Source organism: Serratia sp. CoH_134_PS_4 (assembly GCF_058190535.1).
Map to the genome: position 1 here is coordinate 112236 of NZ_JBXWKI010000010.1, position 18729 is coordinate 130964.

Here is an 18729-nt window from a genome sequence, read left to right on the forward strand (position 1 = left end):
GTTATGCTTTTGTATTTTATTTTCTTGGGGTATGAACAGTTAATGGTGAATGTGTCAGGTGATGTTATAACTGCGAGTTATATTGTGACTGTTTGTTAGGTTTCTAATGCGGATTTTCTGTCTGCAACCAAGAAAATAATCGAGATATACGTCAGTACTTAATCTTTAATCACGTTTTTATATGGGATGATGCTCAAGCCATTTTTTAAATAGAGGCGATGGGCAACTAACTTTTCGTGTGTGATTCAGAGAGTGATGTTTCAATCATTGTTTTGATTATATTCGTTTGAGTTATCTAAATAGGACTTAGTGGAGTGAGATATGTCGGAATTAAATTCAGAGGTTGTTATTGATCAATGTGTGAGTGAAATACACCTGCGTAGCGTCGATCTGAACCTGCTCACGGTGTTTGACGCGGTTATGCAAATGCAGAACATTACGCGGGCGGCAAGCTTTTTGGGGATGTCACAACCCGCGGTGAGTAACGCTGTCGCGCGTTTGAAACTGATGTTTAATGACGAGCTTTTTGTGCGATGTGGGCGCGGCATTCAGCCCACAGTGCGTGCCAAACAGCTGTTTGGCCCGATGCGCCAGGCGTTGCAGCTTGTGCAAAATGAATTGCCAGGGGCGGAATTTGAGCCTGTGACCAGCGAGCGCATTTTCTCTGTTGCATTGTGCAGCCCGCTTGATTTGCGTTTGGGGGCGGCAATAATCAACCGCGTGAAAGAAATGGCACCGCAAATACATTTGAAAATAAATTCTTATATAACAAGTAACATTGACAACCAATTGCGTTATCAGGATGTGGAGTTTGTCATTGGTTATGCAAACTTTGAATCTACAGAGTTTAACAATGTTGTGCTTTTTGAGGATGAGCTGACGTTAGTCTTAGCCCAGAAACATCCGAGAATTGACGCTAACATCACACAGGAACAACTTTTATCGGAACAGCACGCTGTAGTATCGCTTGAGGGGTTCTATTCATTCAGTAAACCTTACTATATAAAAGAAACGATGCGGCGTGTCATCACCCAGCAGTGTACGGACTTATATAGTGTACTGAGCATTGTCTCCAATACAGACATGGTGGCTATTGTTCCTGCTTGGTTAGCTCAGCAGCAAGCCGAAAAATTACAGTTAAGATGTATTCCCTTGCCTTGGATTGAGGAAAAAGTAACATGCTATCTTTCTTGGCATGAATCAGCCGAACGCGATAAGGGGCATCAATGGTTGAAATCCATGCTGAGTCAGCCCGAGACCACTGAGTAAGTAACGGGTTATTACCCCCTAAGGCGGCTATCTCCCGATTGGGGGAATAATTTTTGCTGTTTGTTTATTAGGAATTACCTTGGGCTTATCTAAGATATATCTTGAGTTAAGTCTTTTTCATTAACCACTTCTTTATTTTTTCGATAGTTTTAGCAAAGTTTTTCAATGCGAAATTATATCCTGATATTTTAATTACGATTGGTGTTTTTACCTGTTGGTAAGGTGCTGCTGCCTGACATGCATTTCGTAGCCTGAATCAAACCTTTTAACCTTCTTTCTGTCCAAATGAATGGACGTGATGAAATTAATCTTGGTTTTGGCGCACACTTCGACGCTGAAATCTCTTTTCCCGCTGCCAGAGAGTAGGTAGACTGCGCGAAAAAAAGTAAACACGTGTAAGCTGAGATGCGGGATATGTCGTCCTGCCCAAGGTTAACTGTTTGATTCATTTCAGGCTTAGAGCGCTATGATCAATAATCTGCTGCAATACCATTTAACTCACCGTATACAGCATCAAGTTTCCCACCGTGCCGATCGCACAGCTTTTCGCCAATGGTCACCTGATGGTGAGACACAGCTGACCTGGCGACAGGTCGACGCGCATATCAGTCACATCGCGAGTGCGTTACTGGCATTGGGCATTGACGTACAGGAACGTATCGCCATTTTTGCCAACAACTGCATGGCTTGGTCACTGGTTGATTTGGCGATTCTGCAATTGCGTGGCGTTAGCGTGCCGCTGTATGCCACTAACACGGCGGCTCAGGCGGCTTTTATCATCAATGATGCTGATGTACGCATTCTGTTTGTTGGTGAGCAGGCCCAATTGGATGCCGCTATTGCATTGCGTGGCGTATGCCCGCAACTAAGCCACATTATTGTGTTTGATGACGCTGTCGATCTGCACGGCTGTGAAATTGCACAGCACCTGAGTACCTTCGAGCGTGAAGCTGACCTTGCCGCTGTTGAATCGCAGCGGCAGCAGCGTATCGCCGATTGCGATTTGGGCGATCTGTTCACACTGATCTATACCTCTGGCACCACCGGTGAACCAAAAGGGGTCATGCTGGATTATCGTAATCTGGCTGCGCAACTTTACCTGCACGATGAGCGACTGACGGTGAATGAAGAGGATGTTTCTCTCAGTTTCTTGCCAATGTCACATGTGTTTGAACGCGCCTGGAGCTTTTTTATCATGCATTCCGGCGCCCAGAACGTATTTTTGCCCAATACCGACTGGGTGCGTGAAGCCATGGCGTCGGTGCGTCCGACACTGATGTGCGCCGTGCCGCGTTTCTATGAAAAAATCTTCAGTGCAGTGCATGAAAAGGTGGCACGTGCGCCTTGGCTGCGTCGTGCGCTGTTCCATTGGGCCATTGTCTGCGGTGAGCGCAAATTCTTGCAGGAACGCGCCGGTAAACCTTTAGGTAAGCTGTTTGATCTTTCCCATCGCTGGGCCGATAAGCTAGTGCTGAGTAAGCTACGTGGCATTCTTGGCGGGCGGGTGCGTTTCTTGCCAGCGGCAGGTGCCAAACTTGACGACAACGTCATTCTGTTCTTTCAGGCGATGGGCGTTAACATCAAGTACGGTTATGGCATGACTGAGACGTGCGCCACCGTTTCCTGTTGGGAAGAAAGTGACTTCCGCTTTGGCTCAATTGGTAAACCCTTACCGGGAATTGAAGTGCGTATTGGGCAGGAGAATGAAATCCAGGTACGTGGTCCAATAGTGATGCGTGGTTATTTCAATAAACCATTGGAAACGGCTGACAGCTTTACTGAAGACGGTTGGCTGAAAACGGGTGACGCCGGCGCCATTGATGAAGGCGGTAACCTGTTCATTACCGAGCGCCTTAAAGATCTGATGAAAACCTCTGGCGGTAAGTATATTGCGCCGCAGATGCTGGAAGGCACGTTGGCACAGGATCGTTTTATCGAACAGGTGGCTATCATCGCCGATGCGCGTAAATTTGTTTCTGCTTTGATTGTGCCCAGCTTTGAGTCTCTGGAAGAGTACGCCAAGTCCATCAACCTGAAGTATCAGGATCGTATCGAGCTGTTGCGCAATAGCCATATCCTGGACATGTTTGAAAGCCGCCTGCGTGAGATGCAAAAAGAGCTGGCGCGTTTTGAACAGGTAAAAAGGTTTACCTTGTTGCCTGCCGCTTTCTCTATGGAGTTGGGCGAATTGACGCCAACGCTGAAACTGCGCCGCAAGGTCATTTCACAGCGCTATCAGCGTGAAATCGATTCTATGTACCAGGAGTAGATCCGCTATTGTCGCCGGGCGGATTGTTCGGCGAAAAAAACAGCATAATCCTTGCCTGATATAGTTCTGTAATTCCTCGCCTGACTGAAACAATGCCTAGCTTGATTTGCCCGTGGCTAGTGCATTGTTTCTGTAAATTCCCCGATCCCCAGCCTGTAGCAGTAACCCTTCACTCGTTGCGTCATTTTGCCGTTTGCCTGCCTCATATTCTGACGTTATGTTAATGGGTTATAGTCAATCCATAAAAATTTTGGGGTATTGCCCCACAGCAGGCGTCACGTTCCGGCGCCAGATAAGAATAAGTTAGCCTGGAGGCAAACCCATGGAGATGTTGTCAGGAGCCGAGATGGTCGTCCGATCGTTGATTGATCAGGGCGTTAAGCATGTATTCGGTTATCCCGGCGGGGCGGTGCTCGATATTTACGACGCCCTGCATACGGTTGGAGGAATCGATCATATATTGGTTCGTCATGAGCAAGGTGCCGTGCATATGGCCGATGGCTATGCACGTGCGACCGGTGAAGTGGGGGTGGTGTTGGTGACGTCCGGCCCCGGGGCAACCAATGCGATCACGGGTATTGCGACTGCCTATATGGACTCTATCCCTATGGTGGTGCTTTCCGGCCAGGTTCCCAGCTCACTGATTGGTTACGATGCTTTCCAAGAATGTGACATGGTCGGGATTTCCCGTCCGGTGGTAAAGCACAGCTTCTTGGTGAAACGCACCGAAGATATTCCCGGCGTACTGAAGAAAGCTTTTTATCTGGCTTCTACGGGCCGTCCTGGTCCCGTCGTGATTGACCTGCCGAAGGACATCGTGGGCCCTGCGGTGAGAATGCCTTATGCTTACCCGGATGAAGTGAGTATGCGTTCCTATAATCCAACGGTGCAGGGGCATCGTGGGCAGATCAAACGCGCATTGCACACCATTTTGTCGGCCAAAAAACCCGTCATGTATGTCGGTGGTGGCGCGATCAACTCCGCCTGCGACGCAGAACTGTTGGAACTGGCAGAAAAACTGAGTCTGCCGGTCACCTGTACCCTGATGGGGTTGGGCGCGTTTCCTGGTACGCATCGCCAGAGCGTTGGCATGCTCGGTATGCACGGGACTTATGAAGCCAACAAAACCATGCACAATTCCGACGTGATCTTTGCCGTCGGCGTGCGTTTTGACGATCGTACTACCAATAATCTGGCCAAATACTGTCCGGACGCAACCGTACTGCACATCGACATCGACCCTACGTCAATATCCAAGACGGTTGACGCCGATATTCCCATTGTCGGCGATGCCAAACAGGTGTTGACCCAGATGTTGGAGCTGTTGGCGCAGGAAGACAAAGCGCAGGATCACGACGCGTTGCGTGATTGGTGGCAGTCAATTGAGCAGTGGCGTGCGCGCGACTGTCTGGGCTACGACAAAAACAGCGGTACCATTAAACCGCAGGCAGTGATCGAAACCCTGCACCGGCTGACGAAAGGGGACGCTTATGTGACCTCCGATGTCGGTCAGCACCAGATGTTCGCCGCACTTTACTACCCATTCGATAAGCCGCGTCGTTGGATCAACTCCGGTGGGCTTGGCACCATGGGCTTTGGTCTGCCGGCGGCACTGGGCGTAAAGCTGGCGTTGCCTGACGAAACTGTGGTGTGCGTGACCGGCGACGGCAGCATCCAGATGAACATTCAGGAACTGTCCACCGCACTGCAATACAACCTGCCGGTGATCGTAGTGAACCTGAACAACCGTTATCTGGGCATGGTGAAACAGTGGCAAGACATGATTTACTCCGGCCGCCACTCCCAATCTTATATGGATTCCCTGCCGGACTTTGTCAAGCTGGCAGAGGCGTACGGCCACGTAGGCATTGCCATTCGTACGCCGGATGAGCTGGAAAGCAAGCTGGCGCAGGCGCTGGCCGAAAAAGAACGCCTGGTATTTGTCGATGTGACCGTCGATGAAACCGAACATGTCTATCCAATGCAGATTCGTGGTGGAAGCATGGACGAAATGTGGTTAAGCAAAACGGAGAGGACCTGATCATGCGCCGTATTTTATCTGTATTGCTGGAAAACGAGTCTGGTGCGTTATCGCGTGTGGTGGGGTTGTTTTCTCAGCGTGGTTACAACATCGAAAGCCTGACGGTTGCACCGACTGACGATCCCACGCTCTCACGCATGACGATTCAAACCGTCGGTGATGAGAAAGTGCTAGAGCAGATCGAAAAGCAACTGCATAAGCTGGTCGACGTGCTGCGCGTTAGCGAACTGGTGCAGGGTGCACACGTTGAACGTGAAATCATGTTGGTGAAGTTACAAGCCAGCGGTTATGGCCGTGAAGAAGTGAAGCGCTGCGCTGATATTTTCCGCGGCCAAATCGTTGATGTCACCGCCACGCTTTACACCGTTCAGTTGGCCGGTACCAGCGATAAGCTGGATGCTTTCCTTAACGCGGTGCGTGAGGTGGCCGAGATCGTTGAGGTGGCGCGCTCCGGTGTGGTTGGCGTGTCGCGTGGCGACAAAATCATGCGTTGAAGTTCGACGTAGTAGGATTTAGGGGCGCGGCACGGGCTGCGCCCTTTGTTTTTCGGTGTTTTTTGCCTGTTTGCTGGCACCTTTCGGCAAAAGCGGTTGCTCAGCAGTGTTTTCTGCTGTTAGATCGCAGAGGCTGGATTGAATACCCGCACAGGATGCGATGGTTAATCCAAGTATATACTCAAGATAATTGGAGCTGCATCAAGGCGGCAAGGGAACGCATCCCGATGAGCTTACTGTGGTAAGTGATTCGGATAAGTGAGCGTAGTCAACGCAGGGGCAGTTTCAAGTATGACGGGTATCGCTTTCACTTCTATTTTTAGCGTCAAAAGGGGTTAACGTGAAACTGGATGAAATCGCGCGTCTCGCAGGCGTTTCGCGCACCACGGCCAGTTATGTCATCAACGGCAAGGCGAAGCAGTATCGTGTCAGCGATAAAACCGTCGAAAAAGTGATGGCCGTGGTCAGGGAGCACAACTATCACCCAAATGCCGTCGCGGCAGGATTACGCGCTGGGCGGACCCGTTCAATCGGTTTGGTGATACCGGATCTGGAAAATACCAGCTATACCCGGATTGCCAACTATCTGGAGCGCCAGGCGCGTCAACGCGGCTACCAGTTGCTGATTGCCTGTTCGGAAGATCAGCCGGATAACGAAATGCGCTGTATTGAGCACCTGCTGCAACGTCAGGTCGATGCGCTTATCGTTTCCACCGCCTTGCCACCGGAGCATCCGTTCTATCAGCGTTGGGCTAACGATCCCTTGCCGATTATCGCTTTGGACCGAGCGTTGGATCGCGAACACTTCATTAGCGTCGTCGGGGCTGACCAAGAAGATTCTTTCGCGTTGGCGCAGGAACTGCGTACCTTCCCGGCAGAGTCCGTTCTGTATTTGGGGGCGCTGCCGGAGCTTTCCGTTAGCTTCCTGCGTGAACAAGGCTTCCGCCAGGCCTGGCAGGATGACGAACGGCATGTTGATTATCTGTATGCCAACAGCTATGAACGTGAAGCTGCGGGGGTATTGTTTGCCGAATGGCTGAAAACGCATCCAATGCCACAAGCATTGTTCACCACTTCATTCTCTTTGTTGCAAGGGGTGATGGACGTCACGCTGAAACAACGTGGCCGCTTGCCGACCGATCTGGCCATCGCCACCTTTGGCGATCATGAGCTGTTGGACTTCCTTGAATGCCCTGTTTTGGCGGTTGCGCAGCGGCACCGGGATGTGGCCGAACGCGTGCTGGAGCTGGTCTTGGCCAGCCTGGATGAACCACGTAAACCTAAACCAGGTCTGACGCGAATTCGTCGTAATCTTTTCCGCCGCGGTAGCCTGAGCCGGAAATAATCTTCAGGCAGGAGTGCTGTTTCGCACTCCTGCTGAATCCCTTTATACGTACCCCGCCACTCTGAACAACTTTCTGCAATATTCGAGAAAGTAGCCATACACCACGCCCATCGCCATTGAAACCACCGCGTTGCTGGCTACTGCCGTCATGATTTGCTGTCCGTCGGCACCCACACTCCACAATATGGCCGCGTAAACCGGCGATTGGAAACTGACATAGGCCAGCAAGTCGGCAAGGTTGCGCAGTAAAAAAGGATGGCCGCGAAGGCGTTTGGCGACGCCGATAAAGGCATCACGATAGCGGCCATAAGGCCAGGCGATCAGGATATTGACGGGGATCGACAGCAAACGAGATGAAAGCGACTGCTGGAAACTCATGCCGGATACCAGAATTTCTATTGCCATACCGGCAATGAAACAGTACACCACCAGTGCAAAGGTATCGGCGGCGGCGCTACGCCAATGTGGGACAGGCGAAAGCATAATGCACTCTCCGTGATTATTGGTTAATGTTCTGTTAATTATTTAATTTTTAGTTGTTAAATCTGGTTTTTAATTCTTTATGTAGTTTACGCTTTCGTCATGCGTTGATTAAGTAGTCGAATATTTTTATTTGAGTGCCTTGTGTGGTTTTTGTGCTGAGAGAATGGAGAAGAATATGGCGCGAAGGGATTAAAAAGGGATGCATTCTAACTATTCAATAAAAAACAATGAGTTGTGTTGGTTTTGGTCACGAAGCAATTATTCTCACTAAAAATTGTGGGAATAAATGATGTAAGGAAATGAAACCATAATTGTAAACAGGTGTTTTGAGAATAATCTTACTAAATTGATTTAAATCGAAATTGGCTCGCCTCGTAATATCCGAGTGATTTATTTTCCTGCCGGACTGATCACTGGCGCATTAATTGAAGTAAAATAGCGCCCGTCTTGGAGTGAAATAACCATTGAGCGTTATTAACTCAATAGCTTATGACATATTTTACCTTTAGGGTGAGGTGACGCTGGGCCTTGCCCGCTGCGGCTCGCGCGGGGTTACAGGGTTGTGATTGCCGAGCTGAAAAATGAGACATCGATTGCAGAAGGAAGTATTGAGTTAATTAATCGCCGATTTGTCAGGTTTTTAATCACGTTCTTTCCGCTTAGAAAATTCTCCCCGTTTATCATGATGTTAATTTTTAATCATCTAATAAATCGCGTTCCTTTCGCGAGCTAGCTCCCAAAATGACCGAAGAAATATTGCCAAAGCGCTGGCGCTCTGGCTTGACAAGGTTTTCATACCCTCCGTAAACTCCATTATGTGGGAATTTGTGGGGTAAAGTGGTGAAAACGGTCGTGAAGGGGTAACTCAGGAATGTTCCGTGGAGCAACGATGGTTAACCTCGACAGCAAAGGGCGGCTTGCCGTACCGACCCGTTATCGGGATTTGCTGAACGAGCAATCGCAAGGCCAAATGGTCTGTACCATTGACCTCCACCAGCCCTGCCTGCTGCTTTATCCACTGCCCGAATGGGAAATTATTGAACAAAAGTTATCCCGTCTGTCGAGTATGAATCCCGCCGAGCGCCGCGTTCAGCGCCTGTTGTTGGGACATGCCAGTGAGTGTCAGATGGACAGTGCCGGTCGGTTGTTGTTAGCCACTACGCTACGTCAGCACGCCGGGCTTACAAAAGAAGTGATGCTGGTCGGGCAGTTCAACAAGTTTGAGCTGTGGGATGAACAGACCTGGTATCAACAAGTCAAGGATGATATTGACGCAGAACAGTCGACTCAGGAACCGTTGTCTGAGCGGCTACAGGACTTGTCGCTATAAGCATGTTGGAAAATTACAAACACACTACCGTACTGTTGGATGAGGCGGTTAACGGCCTCAATATTCGCAGTAACGGCATATATATCGACGGTACTTTTGGCCGCGGTGGTCATTCGCGTCTGATTCTGTCCCAGCTAGGGCCGGAAGGACGTTTGCTGGCAATTGACCGCGACCCACAGGCGATTGCAGCCGCCAAGTCTATTGAAGATCCTCGTTTTAGCATCGTACACGGCCCCTTCTCCGATTTGTCACACTATGTGCGGGAACGCGAATTAGTGGGGCAGATTGACGGTATTTTGCTCGACCTGGGCGTTTCTTCCCCACAGCTTGATGACGCAGAACGCGGATTTTCCTTCATGCGTGACGGTCCGCTGGATATGCGCATGGACTCATCGAGCGGCCAGTCGGCTGCTGAATGGTTGATGAAAGCAGAAGCAGACGACATTGCCTGGGTGTTGAAAACCTTCGGTGAAGAGCGTTTCGCCAAGCGCATTGCTCGCGCCATCGTAGAAAGAAACCTCGTTGAGCCAATGACACGAACCAAAGAACTGGCTGATTTGATCGCCAATGCCAGCCCGTTCCGGGATAAGCATAAGCATCCGGCAACCCGCAGTTTCCAGGCGATCCGCATCTATATCAACAGTGAACTGGAAGAGATTGAACGTGCGCTGGACGGCGCGTTGGAAGTACTGGCACCACAGGGACGCCTGTCTGTCATCAGCTTCCACTCGTTAGAAGATCGCATTGTTAAACGCTTCATGCGCCATCATAGCCGCGGTGCTCAGGTACCTGCGGGTATTCCGCTGACTGAAGAGCAGCTGCGCAGCATGGGCGGGCGCACGCTCAAGGCGCTGGGCAAGATGATGCCTGGCGATGCCGAAGTCGCAGAAAACCCACGTGCGCGCAGCTCGGTGCTGCGTATTGCCGAGAGGATGTCAGCGTGATTGGCAACGAGCGTCACGGTTTGGTCGGGGTCATTGGCGGTGATTTGCTGCGCAACGCCAAGATCCCATTGATTTTGCTGATTGCTTCGCTGGTATCTGCGGTGTTCGTGGTGACCACCGCGCACCGCACGCGTTTATTGACCGCCGAACGCGAACAGCTTGTTTTAGAGAGAGACGCTCTGGACATTGAGTGGCGCAACCTGATTCTGGAAGAGAATGCTCTTGGGGATCACAGTCGGGTAGAGCGTATCGCTACTGAAAAACTGCAGATGCAACATGTTGATCCATCGCAGGAAAATATCATCGTTAAACAATGAATGGTTTAACTGAAATCATTACACGGAGTAGAAAGGGAACGCATGAAAGCAGCACGGCCCGGTAAGTTGAAACGCCAGGAAGATCAAGCCAGCTTTGTAAGCTGGCGTTTTGCGTTGCTGTGCGGCTGTATTTTGCTGGCGTTGGTAGGGTTGATGCTGCGCGTGGCTTATTTGCAGGTGATTAACCCAGACCGCCTGGTGAAAGAAGGCGACATGCGTTCACTGCGCGTGCAGGAAGTCCCGACGTCACGCGGTATGATCAGCGATCGCTCAGGCCGTCCGTTGGCGGTGAGTGTCCCGGTAAATGCTATCTGGGCTGATCCGAAAGAACTGAATGAGCGCGGTGGCATTACGCTGGACAGCCGTTGGAAGGCGCTGTCTGATGCGCTGAATATCCCGCTGGATCAGCTTTCTACCCGCATTAATGCTAACCCCAAGGGGCGCTTTGTCTATCTGGCGCGCCAGGTAAACCCGGCGATCGGCGATTACATCCACAAACTGAAACTGCCGGGGATTTATCTGCGTCAGGAATCACGGCGCTACTATCCTTCCGGCCAGGTGACTTCGCATATTATCGGCGTAACCAACATTGACGGGCAGGGGATTGAAGGCGTTGAGAAGAGCTTCGATCGCTGGCTTACCGGGCAACCGGGCGAAAGGACCGTGCGTAAAGACCGTTATGGCCGAGTGATTGAAGACATCTCTTCAGTTGACAGCCAGGCCGCGCATAACCTGGTTCTGAGTGTTGATGAGCGCCTGCAAGCGCTGGTTTATCGTGAGCTGAACAACGCTGTGGCGTTCAACAAGGCTGAATCTGGTACCGCGGTACTGGTGGATGTGAACACCGGCGAAGTGTTGGCGATGGCCAACAGCCCCTCTTACAACCCGAACAATATGGCCGGTACGCCGAAAGAAACCATGCGTAACCGTGCTATCACCGATATTTTTGAGCCTGGATCCACCGTGAAACCCATGGTGGTCATGACGGCATTGCAGCACGGCATTGTGAAAGAAAACAGCGTGCTGAATACCGTCCCTTACCGTATCAACGGCAAGGAAATCAGGGACGTTGCGCGTTACGCGGAACTCTCCCTGACCGGGGTCTTGCAGAAGTCGAGTAACGTCGGCGTTTCACGGCTGGCGTTATCGATGCCGTCCTCAGCGTTAGTAGATACTTACTCTCGTTTTGGATTGGGAAAAGCGACCAATTTGGGGCTGGTCGGAGAAAGCAGTGGCATATACCCAAAAAAACAACGGTGGTCTGACATAGAGAGGGCCACCTTCTCTTTCGGCTATGGGCTAATGGTAACCCCGTTACAGTTAGCGCGAGTCTACGCAACGATCGGCAGTCTGGGCGTTTATCGTCCGCTGTCGATTACCAAAGTTGATCCACCGGTTGCCGGTGAGCGTGTCTTCCCTGAGCCTCTGGTGCGCACCGTCGTACACATGATGGAAAGCGTTGCCTTACCGGGCGGCGGTGGGGTGAAAGCCGCGATCAAGGGCTACCGTATCGCCATCAAAACCGGTACAGCCAAAAAGGTTGGCCCGGACGGTCAATACGTCAATAGATACATCGCTTATACCGCTGGCGTTGCGCCAGCCAGTAATCCCCGTTTCGCTCTGGTGGTGGTGATCAATGACCCGCAGGGTGGGAAATACTACGGTGGTGCGATCTCCGCACCGGTGTTTGGCGCGATCATGGGTGGCGTATTACGCACCATGAACGTTGAACCGGATGCGTTGCCCACCACAGAGAAAAGCGATTTTGTAATTAACAGAAAAGAGGGTTCAGGTGGCCGATCGTAATTTGCGCGACTTACTCGCTCCGTGGGTGCCGACGGCGCCCGGGCGCGCGCTGCGGGAAATGACATTAGACAGCCGTATTGCGGCTGCCGGGGATCTGTTTGTCGCCGTTGTCGGCCATCAGACGGATGGACGCCGCTATATTCCGCAGGCTATCGCGCAGGGTGTTGCCGCTGTGATTGCCGAAGCCGAAGGACAGGCAGAAGACGGCGCTATCACTGAAATGCATGGTGTGCCGGTGATTTATCTGAGCCAACTCAATCAACGTCTGTCCGCACTGGCCGGGCGTTTTTACCATGAACCGGCTGAGCGTCTGCGCTTGGTCGGCGTTACCGGTACCAACGGCAAGACCACCACGACTCAATTGCTGGCTCAGTGGGGCCAACTGCTGGGTGAAACCAGCGCCGTAATGGGTACCGTTGGTAATGGCTTGCTGGGCCAAGTGTGCCCAACTGAGAATACCACCGGCTCTGCGGTGGATGTTCAACACGTGCTAAACGAGCTGGTCGATCGCGGCGCCACCTTCGCCGCGATGGAAGTTTCTTCTCACGGGTTGGTGCAAAACCGCGTGGCGGCGCTGCCGTTTGCTGCTGCGGTATTCACCAACCTGAGCCGTGACCACCTGGATTACCACGGTGACATGGCCAATTACGAAGCGGCCAAGTGGTCGTTGTTCGCGAACCACGAAGTGGGCCAGGCGATTATTAATGCGGATGACGAAGTTGGTCAGCGCTGGCTGAGTAAGTTGCCGGACGCGGTCGCCGTGACCATGCAGGATAATCTGCAGCCAGGTTGCCATGGCCGTTGGTTGAAAACGACCTCCGTCAATTATCACGATAACGGTGCCACTATCCACTTCAGCTCAAGTTGGGGTGATGGTCAGATTGAAAGCCGTCTGATGGGCGCTTTCAACGTCAGTAACTTGTTGTTGGCATTGGCAACCCTGTTGTCGCTGGGTTATCCGCTGGACAAGTTAGTGGCAACCGGCCACGAGCTGCAACCGGTCTGTGGCCGTATGGAAGTGTTTAACGCACCGGGTAAACCGACAGTCGTGGTTGATTATGCCCACACTCCAGACGCGCTGGAAAAAGCGCTGGAAGCCGCACGTCTGCACTGCGCAGGGCAATTGTGGTGTGTCTTCGGCTGCGGCGGCGATCGCGACAAAGGCAAACGTCCGTTGATGGGCGGCATTGCTGAGCAATTTGCCGATCGTGTGGTCGTGACCGACGACAACCCGCGTACCGAAGAACCGCAAGCGATCATCAAAGATATTTTGACTGGACTGCTGGACGCAGGGAGCGCCTTGGTCATCCATGGCCGCGCTGAAGCGGTCACCAGCGCCATTATGCAAGCAAAAGAACACGATGTGGTGTTGGTGGCAGGCAAAGGCCACGAGGACTACCAACTGGTTGGAAATCGCCGTCTGGATTACTCCGATCGTACCACCGTCGCACGTCTTCTGGGGGTACTGGCATGATTCCTGTCTCCCTTCGGACACTGGCCGATGTATTGGACGCTGAGTTGATCGGCGCCGATTGCCAAATCGTTGAGGTGACGACAGATACCCGTCAGGTGACCGCTGGTTGCCTGTTTGTGGCATTGAAAGGTGAGCGTTTCGACGCGCATGATTTTGCTGTTGATGCGGTTGCCGCAGGTGCGGGCGCTTTGTTGGTCAGTAAGCGCTTAATGGTAGATGTTCCGCAACTGGTGGTGAAAGACACGCGTTTGGCATTGGGGCAGCTCGCAGCATGGGTACGCCAACAGGTGCCCACTCGCGTCGTGGCGTTAACCGGCTCATCGGGCAAGACCTCGGTGAAAGAAATGGCGGCGGCCATTTTGCGTGAGTGCGGTGAGGTGCTCTATACCGCCGGTAATTTCAACAATGACATTGGTGTGCCGTTGACGCTGCTGCGTTTGCAACCGCAGCATGACTTTGCCGTGATTGAGCTGGGCGCGAACCATATTGGCGAGATTGCTTACACCACGGCATTAACCTGTCCACAGACGGCTCTGGTGAATAACCTGGCAGCTGCGCACCTGGAAGGCTTCGGCTCTTTGGCCGGCGTCGCCCAGGCAAAAGGCGAAATCTTTGCCGGTTTGCCGGCTGACGGCGTGGGGATCATCAACGCCGACAATAACGACTGGCCACACTGGCAGAGCACGCTGAGCGGCAAAACCGTCTGGCGTTTCTCACCGCAGGCGGCGGAAGGTGTCGATTTCTTCGCCAGCGATGTGCAGGTGAATGGCAAGGGGACGCAGTTTACGCTGCACAGCCCATTCGGTACCGCGCCTATCGCGCTGCCGCTGCCGGGCCGTCATAACGTCGCCAATGCGTTGGCCGCAGCGGCGCTGGCCATGTCGGCAGGCGCATCGCTTGAGGCTGTGCGTCAAGGGTTAACAAATTTACAGGCAGTACCGGGGCGTTTGTTCCCGATTGCGCTTTCTGAACATCAACTGCTGCTCGATGACAGCTATAACGCCAACGTCGGTTCCATGACCGCTGCAGCGCAGGTACTGGCAGAAATGCCCGGCTACCGGGTGATGGTGGTTGGGGATATGGCAGAGTTAGGGGCGGAAGCTGAAGAATGTCACCGTCAGGTGGGCGAAGCTGCTCGGATGGCGGGAGTCGATAAAGTGCTGGGTGTGGGGCCGTTAAGCCAGGCGCTGATTGATGCCTCCGGTAACGGCGAACATTTTCAGGATAAGGCAGCAGTGATCGCGCGCGTGGCGGAATTACTGTCAGAACATGCGGTAATTACCGTGTTAATCAAGGGTTCACGTAGTGCCGCAATGGAGCAGGTAGTACGCGCGTTACAGGAGAAAGCACCATGTTAGTTTGGCTGGCCGAGCATTTGGTCAAATATTATTCCGGCTTCAACGTCTTTTCCTACCTGACGTTCCGAGCCATTGTCAGCCTGCTGACCGCGCTGTTCCTTTCCCTGTGGATGGGGCCGCGGGTGATTAAACGCCTGCAGGAAATGTCCTTTGGCCAGGTCGTGCGTAACGACGGCCCAGAGTCGCATTTCAGCAAACGTGGTACGCCGACCATGGGCGGCATCATGATTCTGACCTCCATCACTGTTTCAGTCTTGATGTGGGCTTACCCGTCCAACCCTTACGTGTGGTGCGTGCTGTTCGTACTGGTGGGGTATGGCATCGTTGGTTTTGTTGATGACTATCGCAAGGTAGTACGCAAAGACACCAAGGGGCTGATTGCACGTTGGAAATACTTCTGGCAATCGGTGATTGCGCTGGTGGTTGCTTTCGCCATGTATGCCGTAGGAAAAGACACGCCAGCCACCGAGCTGGTTGTGCCGTTCTTTAAGGACATCATGCCGCAACTCGGCCTGTTATACGTGTTGCTGGCGTACTTTGTGATTGTGGGGACCAGCAATGCGGTCAACCTGACCGATGGGCTGGATGGCTTGGCGATTATGCCAACGGTGTTCGTCGCCGCGGGCTTTGCGCTGGTGGCTTGGGCGACCGGTAACATGAACTTCGCCAACTACCTGCACATTCCGTATCTGCGCCACGCCGGTGAGCTTGTGATTGTCTGTACCGCCATTGTCGGTGCTGGCCTGGGCTTCTTGTGGTTCAACACCTACCCGGCTCAAGTCTTCATGGGCGATGTCGGTTCACTGGCATTGGGCGGCGCACTGGGCACCATTGCGGTGCTGCTGCGCCAGGAGTTCCTGTTACTGATTATGGGCGGCGTGTTCGTGGTTGAAACGCTGTCGGTCATTTTGCAGGTGGGATCGTTCAAGCTGCGCGGGCAACGTATTTTCCGTATGGCACCGATTCACCACCACTATGAATTGAAAGGCTGGCCGGAACCACGCGTGATCGTGCGCTTCTGGATTATTTCGCTGATGCTGGTGCTGATTGGCCTGGCGACGCTGAAGGTGCGGTAATCATGGCAGACTATCAGGGTAAAAAAGTTGTCATCATCGGGTTGGGCCTCACCGGCCTGTCCTGTGTTGATTTCTTTATGGCGCGCGGCGTGACGCCACGCGTTATGGATACCCGCGTATCACCGCCAGGGCTGGATAAGCTGCCCGACAGCGTAGAGCGCCATCTGGGCGATTTGCATCAGGACTGGCTGTTGGCGGCGGATTTGATCGTCGCCAGCCCGGGCATGGCGTTGGCGACCCCGGCGTTGAGCGCTGCGGTGGACGCTGGCGTTGAAGTCGTTGGCGATGTTGAGCTGTTTTGCCGCGAAGCCCAGGCACCGATCGTTGCCATCACGGGTTCCAACGGCAAAAGCACGGTTACCACCCTGGTGGGCGAGATGGCAAAAGCAGCCGGTTGGGCGGTGGGCGTCGGCGGCAATATCGGGCTGCCTGCACTGAGCCTGTTACGCCAAGAGTGCCAACTGTATGTGCTGGAGCTGTCGAGCTTCCAACTGGAAACCACGTCCAGCCTGCATGCGACTGCAGCGACCATTTTGAATGTCACCGAAGATCATATGGATCGCTACCCGTTTGGCCTGCAGCAGTACCGTGCCGCCAAGCTGCGTGTCTATGAAAATGCGGAAGTCTGCGTGGTGAACGCGGACGATGCGCTGACCATGCCTGTGCGCGGTGCTGATGAGCGCTGCGTTAGCTTTGGTGCGGATGTGGGTGATTATCACCTGAACCGTCAGCAGGGCGAGACTTGGCTACGGGTTCGCGGAGAGAAAATTTTAAACACGCGCGAGATGAAGCTGACCGGCCGTCATAACTATACCAATGCGCTGGCAGCGTTGGCATTGGCTGATGCGGTGAATATCCCACGGGCTTCCAGCCTGAAGGCGTTAACGACCTTTACCGGATTGGCGCACCGCTTCCAACTGGCATGGGAACATAACGGCGTACGCTGGATCAATGATTCTAAAGCAACCAACGTTGGCAGTACCGAAGCGGCGCTGAATGGTTTGCAGGTGGATGGGACACTTCACCTGTTGCTGGGTGGTGATGGTAAATCTGCCGATTTCTCCCCGTTGGCGCGGTACCTGCAAGGCGATAATGTCCGTCTGTACTGCTTTGGTCGTGACGGTGAGCAGTTAGCGCAACTGCGGCCGGAGGTCGCTACGCTGACCGATACCATGGAGCAGGCGATGCAGGCGATTGCCGGCCGGGTGCAATCTGGCGATATGGTGCTGTTGTCACCGGCGTGTGCCAGCCTGGACCAGTTCCGTAATTTTGAAGTGCGCGGTGACGAGTTCGCCCGCTTGGCACAGGAGCTCGGCGGATGAGACTACGCTTGCCGAACTTCGGGCTGACTGAGCTGTTTAAGAACTGGGTCGCGGGGTCGCGCGATAACGACTCGGTCAATATGGTGCTGTATGACCGTACCCTGTTATGGCTGACCTTCGGGTTAGCCATTGTCGGTTTTGTGATGGTGACGTCGGCGTCAATGCCGATCGGCCAACGTCTGGCGGACGATCCTTTCCTGTTCGCGAAGCGTGATGCCTTGTATCTCGGGTTGGCGTTTGGCTTGTCGATGGTGACGCTGCGTATTCCGATGGAAGTCTGGCAGCGCTACAGCAATGTCATGCTGTTGATGTCGATTGTGATGCTGTTGATCGTATTGGTGGTGGGTAGCTCGGTAAACGGGGCATCGCGTTGGATCGCGCTGGGACCGTTGCGTATTCAGCCGGCGGAGCTGTCCAAGCTGTCGCTGTTCTGTTATCTGGCGAGCTACCTGGTCCGTAAGGTTGAAGAGGTGCGTAGCAACTTCTGGGGCTTCTGCAAACCGATGGGCGTCATGGTCGTGTTGGCCGTGTTGCTGTTGGCACAGCCAGACCTCGGTACGGTGGTGGTGCTGTTTATCACTACGTTGGCGATGCTGTTCCTGGCCGGTGCCAAAATGTGGCAGTTCCTGGCGATTATCGGCTCCGGTGCTTTTGCGGTGGTGCTGCTGATCATTGCAGAACCTTACCGTATGCGTCGTGTGACGTCGTTCTGGAATCCCTGGGCCGATCCGTTCGGCAGCGGTTACCAGTTGACTCAGTCTCTGATGGCCTTTGGTCGCGGCGAATTCTGGGGGCAAGGGCTGGGCAATTCGGTGCAGAAACTTGAGTATTTGCCGGAAGCACACACCGACTTTATCTTCTCGATTTTAGGCGAAGAACTGGGCTATATCGGTGTGGTTTTCGCATTGTTAATGGTATTCTGCGTCGCTTTTCGTGCGATGTCGATTGGCCGCCGCGCGTTGGAGCTGGATCAGCGCTTTTCCGGCTTTTTGGCCTGTTCAATTGGCGTGTGGTTTAGCTTCCAGGCGTTAGTAAACGTTGGTGCCGCAGCCGGTATGTTGCCGACCAAAGGTCTGACGTTGCCGCTGATAAGCTACGGTGGTTCGAGCCTGTTAATTATGTCGACGGCAATCGTGCTGTTGTTGCGTATTGATTATGAAACGCGTCTGGCTAAAGCCCAGGCGTTTGTGAAGAGGTAAGG

The 18729-nt window shown here is 53.0% G+C and carries 15 protein-coding genes; 14 read left to right on the forward strand and 1 reads right to left on the reverse strand.

Annotated elements, in window-relative coordinates:
- The first annotated feature begins 321 nt into the window (after positions 1-321).
- From leuO to cra, 5 genes are all read left to right on the forward strand, one after another.
- A complete protein-coding gene (gene leuO, locus AC2FCQ_RS16605; RefSeq protein WP_490308631.1) occupies positions 322-1269 on the forward strand; it encodes a transcriptional regulator LeuO in 948 nt (315 codons plus the stop codon).
- 466 nt (positions 1270-1735) lie between these two features.
- A complete protein-coding gene (locus AC2FCQ_RS16610) occupies positions 1736-3538 on the forward strand; it encodes an AMP-dependent synthetase/ligase (RefSeq protein ID WP_490308629.1) in 1803 nt (600 codons plus the stop codon).
- A 322-nt stretch (positions 3539-3860) separates the two neighbouring features.
- Positions 3861-5579 (forward strand): acetolactate synthase 3 large subunit, encoded by a 1719-nt coding sequence (gene ilvI, locus AC2FCQ_RS16615; protein WP_209635057.1) that lies wholly within the window; start codon positions 3861-3863, stop codon positions 5577-5579.
- Positions 5580-5581: 2 nt separating this feature from the next.
- A complete protein-coding gene (gene ilvN / locus AC2FCQ_RS16620; protein ID WP_004950121.1) occupies positions 5582-6073 on the forward strand; it encodes an acetolactate synthase small subunit in 492 nt (163 codons plus the stop codon).
- Positions 6074-6413: 340 nt separating this feature from the next.
- The gene (cra, locus tag AC2FCQ_RS16625) at positions 6414-7418 is read left to right on the forward strand and encodes a catabolite repressor/activator (RefSeq protein WP_020825201.1); all 1005 of its coding nucleotides are present in this window, start codon (positions 6414-6416) and stop codon (positions 7416-7418) included.
- 42 nt (positions 7419-7460) lie between these two features.
- On the opposite strand, the gene AC2FCQ_RS16630 is transcribed toward cra, so the two are convergent.
- Positions 7461-7901 carry an L-alanine exporter AlaE gene (locus AC2FCQ_RS16630; RefSeq protein ID WP_209635060.1) on the reverse strand — a complete coding sequence of 147 codons (441 nt, stop codon included), beginning with the start codon at positions 7899-7901 and terminating at the stop codon, positions 7461-7463.
- A gap of 871 nt (positions 7902-8772) precedes the next feature.
- Here AC2FCQ_RS16630 and mraZ point away from each other — a divergent pair.
- The 9 genes from mraZ to ftsW are packed head-to-tail and all read left to right on the forward strand — an operon-like array spanning position 8773 to position 18727.
- Entirely contained in the window at positions 8773-9231 is a 459-nt protein-coding gene (mraZ, locus tag AC2FCQ_RS16635; RefSeq protein ID WP_037420797.1) for a division/cell wall cluster transcriptional repressor MraZ, read from the forward strand.
- Positions 9232-9233: 2 nt separating this feature from the next.
- Positions 9234-10175, forward strand: coding sequence for a 16S rRNA (cytosine(1402)-N(4))-methyltransferase RsmH (gene rsmH, locus AC2FCQ_RS16640; RefSeq protein ID WP_209635062.1), 942 nt, complete (start codon positions 9234-9236; stop codon positions 10173-10175).
- Positions 10172-10492 carry a cell division protein FtsL gene (gene ftsL / locus AC2FCQ_RS16645; RefSeq protein ID WP_012005204.1) on the forward strand — a complete coding sequence of 107 codons (321 nt, stop codon included), beginning with the start codon at positions 10172-10174 and terminating at the stop codon, positions 10490-10492. The genes rsmH and ftsL overlap by 4 nt, the downstream gene beginning before the upstream one ends.
- 42 nt (positions 10493-10534) lie before the next feature.
- A complete protein-coding gene (locus AC2FCQ_RS16650) occupies positions 10535-12298 on the forward strand; it encodes a peptidoglycan glycosyltransferase FtsI (protein WP_209635064.1) in 1764 nt (587 codons plus the stop codon).
- On the forward strand, positions 12285-13772 hold the full coding sequence (gene murE, locus AC2FCQ_RS16655) for a UDP-N-acetylmuramoyl-L-alanyl-D-glutamate--2,6-diaminopimelate ligase (protein ID WP_490308626.1): 1488 nt from the start codon (positions 12285-12287) through the stop codon (positions 13770-13772). The genes AC2FCQ_RS16650 and murE overlap by 14 nt, the downstream gene beginning before the upstream one ends.
- Positions 13769-15130: a UDP-N-acetylmuramoyl-tripeptide--D-alanyl-D-alanine ligase gene (gene murF / locus AC2FCQ_RS16660; protein WP_490308625.1), complete on the forward strand. Its 1362-nt coding sequence runs from the start codon at positions 13769-13771 to the stop codon at positions 15128-15130. Before murE ends, murF begins: the two co-directional genes overlap by 4 nt.
- Positions 15124-16206, forward strand: a complete 1083-nt coding sequence (gene mraY, locus AC2FCQ_RS16665) for a phospho-N-acetylmuramoyl-pentapeptide-transferase (protein WP_012005208.1) — start codon at positions 15124-15126, stop codon at positions 16204-16206. The genes murF and mraY overlap by 7 nt, the downstream gene beginning before the upstream one ends.
- Before the next feature lie 2 nt (positions 16207-16208).
- Entirely contained in the window at positions 16209-17528 is a 1320-nt protein-coding gene (murD, locus tag AC2FCQ_RS16670; protein WP_209635070.1) for a UDP-N-acetylmuramoyl-L-alanine--D-glutamate ligase, read from the forward strand.
- Positions 17525-18727, forward strand: coding sequence for a cell division protein FtsW (ftsW, locus tag AC2FCQ_RS16675; protein WP_209635072.1), 1203 nt, complete (start codon positions 17525-17527; stop codon positions 18725-18727). Before murD ends, ftsW begins: the two co-directional genes overlap by 4 nt.
- The last annotated feature ends 2 nt before the right edge of the window (positions 18728-18729 follow it).

What these genes read in the sequence shown, in the direction of transcription:
- mraY (WP_012005208.1), top strand. Translation starts at nt 15,124, where the DNA reads ATGTTAGTTTGGCTGGCCGAGCATTTGGTCAAATATTATTCCGGCTTC.
- leuO (WP_490308631.1), top strand. Translation starts at nt 322, where the DNA reads ATGTCGGAATTAAATTCAGAGGTTGTTATTGATCAATGTGTGAGTGAA.
- AC2FCQ_RS16630 (WP_209635060.1), bottom strand. Translation starts at nt 7,901, where the DNA reads ATGCTTTCGCCTGTCCCACATTGGCGTAGCGCCGCCGCCGATACCTTT.
- murD (WP_209635070.1), top strand. Translation starts at nt 16,209, where the DNA reads ATGGCAGACTATCAGGGTAAAAAAGTTGTCATCATCGGGTTGGGCCTC.
- AC2FCQ_RS16650 (WP_209635064.1), top strand. Translation starts at nt 10,535, where the DNA reads ATGAAAGCAGCACGGCCCGGTAAGTTGAAACGCCAGGAAGATCAAGCC.
- mraZ (WP_037420797.1), top strand. Translation starts at nt 8,773, where the DNA reads ATGTTCCGTGGAGCAACGATGGTTAACCTCGACAGCAAAGGGCGGCTT.
- AC2FCQ_RS16610 (WP_490308629.1), top strand. Translation starts at nt 1,736, where the DNA reads ATGATCAATAATCTGCTGCAATACCATTTAACTCACCGTATACAGCAT.
- ilvN (WP_004950121.1), top strand. Translation starts at nt 5,582, where the DNA reads ATGCGCCGTATTTTATCTGTATTGCTGGAAAACGAGTCTGGTGCGTTA.
- rsmH (WP_209635062.1), top strand. Translation starts at nt 9,234, where the DNA reads ATGTTGGAAAATTACAAACACACTACCGTACTGTTGGATGAGGCGGTT.
- ilvI (WP_209635057.1), top strand. Translation starts at nt 3,861, where the DNA reads ATGGAGATGTTGTCAGGAGCCGAGATGGTCGTCCGATCGTTGATTGAT.
- murF (WP_490308625.1), top strand. Translation starts at nt 13,769, where the DNA reads ATGATTCCTGTCTCCCTTCGGACACTGGCCGATGTATTGGACGCTGAG.
- ftsW (WP_209635072.1), top strand. Translation starts at nt 17,525, where the DNA reads ATGAGACTACGCTTGCCGAACTTCGGGCTGACTGAGCTGTTTAAGAAC.